The 6,288-nt window shown below is 40.3% G+C and carries 9 protein-coding genes, 2 tRNA genes and 1 pseudogene; 7 read left to right on the top strand and 5 right to left on the bottom strand.

The features are described from left to right. The 4 genes and pseudogenes from MCO_RS08435 to MCO_RS08420 form a co-directional block, all read left to right on the top strand. Positions 1 to 956, top strand: a pseudogene (locus tag MCO_RS08435) (phage tail protein); the annotation flags it as partial. A 5-nt stretch (positions 957 to 961) separates the two neighbouring features. Next, on the top strand, positions 962 to 1,342 hold the full coding sequence (locus MCO_RS08430; RefSeq protein WP_007552691.1) for a phage tail protein: 381 nt from the start codon (positions 962 to 964) through the stop codon (positions 1,340 to 1,342). After that, entirely contained in the window at positions 1,339 to 1,563 is a 225-nt protein-coding gene (locus MCO_RS08425) for a tail protein X (protein WP_007552690.1), read from the top strand. The genes MCO_RS08430 and MCO_RS08425 overlap by 4 nt, the downstream gene beginning before the upstream one ends. Next, positions 1,560 to 2,870, top strand: a complete 1,311-nt coding sequence (locus MCO_RS08420; RefSeq protein WP_007553880.1) for a contractile injection system protein, VgrG/Pvc8 family — start codon at positions 1,560 to 1,562, stop codon at positions 2,868 to 2,870. Before MCO_RS08425 ends, MCO_RS08420 begins: the two co-directional genes overlap by 4 nt. 61 nt (positions 2,871 to 2,931) lie before the next feature. Here MCO_RS08420 and MCO_RS08415 read toward each other — a convergent pair whose 3' ends face one another. After that, positions 2,932 to 3,255, bottom strand: coding sequence for a type II toxin-antitoxin system PemK/MazF family toxin (locus MCO_RS08415; RefSeq protein WP_007553879.1), 324 nt, complete (start codon positions 3,253 to 3,255; stop codon positions 2,932 to 2,934). Further along, on the bottom strand, positions 3,255 to 3,479 hold the full coding sequence (locus MCO_RS08410; protein ID WP_007553878.1) for an antitoxin MazE family protein: 225 nt from the start codon (positions 3,477 to 3,479) through the stop codon (positions 3,255 to 3,257). Before MCO_RS08410 ends, MCO_RS08415 begins: the two co-directional genes overlap by 1 nt. Positions 3,480 to 3,621: 142 nt before the next feature. On the opposite strand from MCO_RS08410, the gene MCO_RS08405 reads away from it, so the two are divergent. From MCO_RS08405 to MCO_RS08395, 3 genes are all read left to right on the top strand, one after another. After that, positions 3,622 to 4,284, top strand: coding sequence for a lysozyme (locus tag MCO_RS08405; protein WP_007553877.1), 663 nt, complete (start codon positions 3,622 to 3,624; stop codon positions 4,282 to 4,284). Next, positions 4,281 to 4,508 carry a hypothetical protein gene (locus tag MCO_RS08400; RefSeq protein ID WP_007553875.1) on the top strand — a complete coding sequence of 76 codons (228 nt, stop codon included), beginning with the start codon at positions 4,281 to 4,283 and terminating at the stop codon, positions 4,506 to 4,508. The genes MCO_RS08405 and MCO_RS08400 overlap by 4 nt, the downstream gene beginning before the upstream one ends. Positions 4,509 to 4,639: 131 nt before the next feature. Continuing rightward, positions 4,640 to 4,852, top strand: coding sequence for a hypothetical protein (locus MCO_RS08395; RefSeq protein WP_007553873.1), 213 nt, complete (start codon positions 4,640 to 4,642; stop codon positions 4,850 to 4,852). 259 nt (positions 4,853 to 5,111) lie between these two features. On the opposite strand, the gene MCO_RS08390 is transcribed toward MCO_RS08395, so the two are convergent. The 3 genes from MCO_RS08390 to MCO_RS08380 form a co-directional block, all read right to left on the bottom strand. Further along, positions 5,112 to 5,188: transfer RNA gene (locus MCO_RS08390), tRNA-Arg, on the bottom strand. Positions 5,189 to 5,226: 38 nt separating this feature from the next. After that, positions 5,227 to 5,532: an ETC complex I subunit gene (locus tag MCO_RS08385; RefSeq protein ID WP_007553871.1), complete on the bottom strand. Its 306-nt coding sequence runs from the start codon at positions 5,530 to 5,532 to the stop codon at positions 5,227 to 5,229. 91 nt (positions 5,533 to 5,623) lie between these two features. Further along, a tRNA-Pro gene (locus MCO_RS08380) sits at positions 5,624 to 5,700 on the bottom strand. Positions 5,701 to 6,288: the final 588 nt, after the last annotated feature.

Raw genomic sequence — 6,288 nt, 5'->3', positions numbered from 1 at the left:
ATCCTACTTCTGATTTGAGAAGAGGCATTAGTGATCTCACAGAAAGGATTAAAAGCTGGTTCCGCTGGATGGAACCATTGATTGGGGAAATAACCCTCTTTAAGGTGGGTCTTGTGGCACTTGGTTCGTTTATTTTTGGTCCACTCATTGCCGCATTAGCGGCTGCTGGAGCAGCATTTGTCACGCTTGGCTATGCAATCATGACCACACCTATCGGCTGGATACTTGGTGGTATTACGGCACTTGTTGGAGCTGGATATTTGCTCTACAAAAATTGGGATACGGTAGTAAGCTTCATAAGCAACTTGTGGAATTCTTTTGCCAACTTATGCCGTAATATTTTCAGTAACCTCTTTACACTCTTTAAAAACTTTTCACCGCTCTCTTGGATTGCAAAAAAAATCAATGCATTAATTGATTGGCTGTTTGGGGTCAATCTCATGGAAGCAGGAGCCAATCTGATTAACGGGCTTTGGGAGGGGATCAAAAGCCAGTGGCAAGCCCTGTCCGAATGGTTTAGCGGCATGATAAGCACATTAACCAGTTGGATGCCCAATTGGGTGAAAGAAAAGTTAGGCTTTAATGTCTCGATCAACAAAACTTCAACCCAAACGATTAAAACCTTTACCGAGGAAACCAATGCTCGGGCAAAAAGAATGGTTGATACAGTAGTGGTTACAAATACCCCGCCTGAAAAACACAAGAGTGGTTTTAATACAAGTGTCGTTGAAACAGGACAAATGCAGGCTACAAATGCAAAAGTGGCTGCCTTTAAAGCTCCAAAGCCCATTACGGTTCATAAACCCGTTGAAGTAGACGCCCGTGTCACCATTACAAATCTCAATATTTCAGTACCAAATGGTCTCAAGGACGAAATCAGAGACGCTGTCAATCAAGCACTTGAACGCTATGCAAAACAGCAACGTTTAGCCATAGCCTCTAGCCTTTCGGATTAAATACCATGATGTTAGCTTTGGGTGTTTTTATTTTTTCCATTGAAACAGCAGCATATCAAACACTCGATATGTCTTATGGCGTTCCATGGGTAGAGCAAGGGCGATTGGGGCGGAAAGCTGCTCTTCAATTGCCAGCTGTTGCAAATGCGGAATTTTCTCTAACTGGTGTGATTTATCCAGATTTTAAAGGTGGTCACAGGCAGATCGAATATTTACGGCAAATGGCACATGAGGGACCTCATATTCTTGTAACAGGTCAAGGCAGGATTTTAGGCAAATTTGTCATTCTTTCTGTGGAGGAAAAACAAAGCGTTTTTCATCATAACGGCACCCCCAAAAAACAAGAATTTACGATAAAATTGAGAGAATATGGGGAAGACCAATGAGTGATCTTTACAGAACCAAAGAGGGCGATATGGTGGATGCCATTTGCTGGAGATATTATGCCAAAGGTCAACAAGCACTTGCTGTTGAACGCGTCTATGCAGCGAATTTTGGGCTTGCAGACTATGGTCCCATTTTAAAAGCAGGTATCACAATTGTTTTGCCTTCTTTGCCTTATCCTAAAGCTACACCAGTAATCAGACTTTGGGGCAGCAAGAAATGAAACCTTTTTGCACGGTTTTGGCAAATGGAGAAGACATTACAAGAACTCTCATGGACTATGTTTTGTCGATTGAAATTACCGATGAAGCAGAAGACAAAAGTGACCGTATCACCATAGAACTTGATGACCGCGCACGTGACAGTGATAATGGCTTTTTAGACATTCCTCTTATCGGAACAGTCATTTCCATAACACTTGGCTATGAAGGCGGCAAAAACCGCGATATGGGAGCCTATTTGATTGATGAAATCTCTGTGAGCAGCCCACCACAAAGCTTAAACGTTACAGGGCGCGCCGCATCAATGAATACATCCTACCGAACACCTAAAAGCCAATCCTATCACCAGCAAACCCTTGGCAGTATTGTTCAAGAGATAGCGCAGCGTAATGGCTATACCCCCAAAGTTGATCCTGCTCTTGCAAAAATTGTTGTGCGTCACATTGATCAAACTGCTGAAAGCGATATGGCTTTTGCCACACGTCTTGCAGGAGAATATGATGCGGTGGCAAAGCCTGTTGATGGCAACCTTGTACTTGCCAAACGGGGGGAAGGCAAAGCCATTACCGGCGAAACACTCCCCATTGTTGTAATCCATGAAAAACATTGTACCTCTTGGGATTTTAAATACAGCGCACGGGATGAAGCAGGTGCGGCAAATGGCTTAGAAACGGATGTGGGGGACGACCAAAAAGCCGCAGCTAATGCACGAGAACCAGAAGAAATGGATGATGATGAAAACTTTATCCATATGGATGACAGTGACAGAGCACCATCACCATCTGAATCGGAAAAAGCAGAAACAACACCTGAGAAAGAAGAAGACAAAGAGAAAAAAGGTGGTGTTATCGCAACCTATTACGATGTACGCAGTGGTGAAAAAAAAGAAGTAAAATCTGGTAACCCGCCGTTTCATGAACTCAAATACACTTATCACAATCAGGCAGAAGCTGTTGCGGCCATTGCCGCTTATCGCAATAAGTCATCACGCGGTAAATCTTCTTTCTCATGTGATATTGGTGGTGATCCCTTTGTGCAAGCAGAAGCAAAGCTTGTTCAAGAGCCGCCTTTCCGACCTTACATTCCGGCAGAATGGCGCATCAAAAGCGTCAAGCACAAACTTGATAAAACAGGTGGTTACACCACAAAAATAGAGTGCGAACTTTTTGATGCATCACAAGAAGATGCGGCTGGAAACGTAGCCAATACCACACCAGATAAAGACGACACCCTTGATTCAAACGCCCCACCCGACGCCTCATACAACGAAGGCGATGGCGTCATCCATATGGATAAAGAAGATATATGAACAAAACTATCTGATAATGATAAAAGCATATTTCTATCCGGAAGAAAAAGAAATCCAATTTTTATTTTACTATTCCTAAAAATACAGCCAAACAACGTTCAATCTCTAGCATTTGCTTTGCTTGAAGAGAGCCAAAAATGGAACTCATTTTGTCACATCTTATCGTCATAATCTTATCAATCATTACTTGCGAAGGCTTTTGCAAACCATTTTTAGCGTTTGGCTGAATCGTAATGCGGAGTAATGGTGCATCAACAAGTGTACTTGTAATTGGTAAAACCGTCATGCTGGTATGTTCACTAAATTGATTAGCTTGAATGATCAATGCGGGTCTTGGTTTACCAAAATCGCCTTGCATAGCTATTGTTACGAGAGAGCCGCGCATCATTCTGTCCAGCCATCAACATCCATTAAAGATTGATCCATAAACAACTGCATAGATGTATCTGTTTTATCCATTTTTGCCACTAAGCGACACTGATGGCGGCATTCTTCTGCAAAATTCGGCTGGCGTGTATCTGGTACCCAAATTTGCATTAAGCGCAATCCCGCTTTCCTTTGTGCGTTGCGATGTTTTTGAACACGTTCATTAACGTGCATTGTAGCCATAATAAAATCTCCTCTTGTTTCATGTAACGTATAACACAGAAAAAAGTTACATGAAACGAGATTTTTAATAAAAGGCAATAATTGCAATTTTTAATATTCACTCATCCCCGCCTTGTGTGGGGATTTTTTTATGGAGCAACATATGAGAAAAATATCACAAGAAGGACTAGCACTCATAAAACAATGGGAAGGTTTGCGTTTAAACGCCTACAAAGACGCCATTGGTGTGTGGACAATCGGTTATGGACATACAAACAGTGCTGGAAAACCTTTTGTTCACAAAGGCATGACAATCACGGAAAAGCAAGCAGAAGAACTGCTTTGCCAAGATTTGCAACAATTTGAAAATGTCGTTGAACGCGCTGTTACAGTTTCATTAACAAATGAACAATTCGCAGCATTAGTGTCCTTTTGTTATAATGTAGGAACAAGAGCCTTTTGTAACTCTACACTATTAAAGAAGCTTAATAGTGGTGAATATGAAGCAGTCCCCTTCGAATTACAAAAATGGACCAAAGCAGGCGGTAAGCGTCTTGAAGGTCTCGCACACCGGCGTGCAGCAGAAGCAGGCTTATGGGCTAAAGGGGCTTATGTTTCCTCCAATTATCAAACAGTAGAAACGCAAGAACCAACGGGGGGCTTCAAAGCAGAAGCCCTTGCACCGATTATTGGTTCTTTTTCAGGGCTTGGTGGTTTGTTAGCAGGCAATGGACCCACCCAATGGGCACTAGCCGCCATTATGGTTTTAGCCGCATGTGCGGGTATTTTCTTTGTTGCTAAACGCTTTCAGGAGCACCGCCTATGATCTTATGGATGAAAAGAAATCTGATGATAACAGCTGCGGCTTTAGCCGCTTTTTTTATTGCATTAGCTAGAGCTTTTACTCTTGGGAAAAAAGCAGAGCAGCAAAAGCAAACAGAAAAAGCTTTAAAAGCAGCAACAACACGACTGGAGGTGGAAAGTGAAATTAATCAAAAAAGTGATGCTGATGTGCGTGCTGCTCTCTCTGATTGGTTGCGCAACAAATAAATACGCTTCTTCTTGTGTTGGCTGGTTGCCAATTTATTTAAAACAGCAAGATCTGAATGCCATCAGTTCCAACTTAGCAAGAGAGATCTTAAAGCACAATAAACAGGGTGAACGCGTGTGTGGGTGGAAACATGGCTAGAAAAAAAACACAAGACGATATAGAACTCACAGAAGCAGAAAAAGAAATACTTCAAGAAATCATCATGACCTACAAGAGTGTAAAAGTGATGTCGCGTTATACGAAATGGATTGTATTCATTATACTCTTATTAGCGCTTGATTTTTCACGTCTTATAGATGCTGTAGGAAATATTTTTACACAAAAACCAAATATCCGACTCTAAACATACTCTGAGACGCGCGAAATCCTTTAGCAAATGGTTTCTTAAATTTTCTCATCTCATGGAGGCTATCAATAATATCTTTGCACATTTGAAACAGTGGATTTCAAAGAATTCAAAAAATTATTAGAAAATGTTGGAGGAAAAAGATGAGCTTTGTAACGGTATGTTGGAAAATCCTATTCCCGAACTTTTGTTAACGTTCCCGAACCTTTAAAAAGATTACAAAGAATCAATATGTTATACATAGAAGAAAATTGAATGGTGATCCCGACAGGATTCGAACCTGTGACCCACGGCTTAGAAGGCCGTTGCTCTATCCAGCTGAGCTACGGGACCAACTGATCATTTCCTCAATCCCCAAAAGCATCTTTAACTCAATGCGTCCAAGATTGCTGCCTATCACTGTGAAAATTATCAGAATAAGAAACAGCACGCCGAATCGGTCTATGTGTTTTTTCTACGCGATAAGGAATAGCATTCTTGCGCGCAAAAGCAACTGCATCTTCTTTCCTATTGAACTGGATTTTTATTTGATTATTCATATCAGCTGTCGCCGTGTATCCCATAAGAGGCTCAAGCATTTTTGCCTGTAACGGTTCATATTCTAAAGTCCAAAAACCAGTGTTCCTCCTACCTGACTGCATAGCTGTCTTCGCAGGACTATAAATACGTGCAATCATGCTTAATTTTCCTTAGACGATACATAACACCCAAATAACAATTTCCCGCTTCACGCCCCCACTTGAGCTATCTTTTACATCCTACCAAATATGGTCGGAGCGATAGGATTCGAACCTACGACCCCCTGATCCCAAATCAGGTGCGCTACCAAGCTGCGCTACGCTCCGCCATTCACTTTTATTTGATGCACATTCCCTAAAATTTTCACAACAGAAGTGCAAGAGAAAAACACTTTTTTTTTCAATTTTGTTACTTTTCTTACAAAAAAACTTTTTTAAAATCTTTTTCTGACAAATAACATATGTATTTATAAAAACAAGAAAATGATACTCTAAAAAATCCATTCTACGTTAACAAATAATCAACTTCTTCATAAGCCTAGAATTCTCATATTACTTTGAAAAAGCTTTCATGACAACAAAACATATAGCGAATATAATTTACGTAACAAAATGGCTTAAACATCACAAAAAATTCCAAATGGCATAAAGCTTCAATATCCCCACTTTATTCATAATTCATATAACATCCAACGCACATCATGAAGAAAACTGATTAAGTTCCTCTGCTCTTCTATCTTCCCTATCACTGTTGTTTTTTAATTCTATGCTCTCTACAATTCCAATTTATAAACTAAAAAAACAAACACTTTTCTCAATAAAGAAAAAATTCTTATTCTCTAAAATTATTTCCAAACGCTTAAATGTGTTTGTATAAGTCATGAAAAAAGTTGTCATAAATTAAAAACCGCAAAG

The sequence above is a fragment of the Bartonella sp. DB5-6 genome (assembly GCF_000278115.1).
GTDB lineage: Bacteria > Pseudomonadota > Alphaproteobacteria > Rhizobiales > Rhizobiaceae > Bartonella > Bartonella refiksaydamii.
Note: the sequence above shows the minus strand (reverse complement) of the source record. Positions and strands in the feature narration are given on the sequence as shown.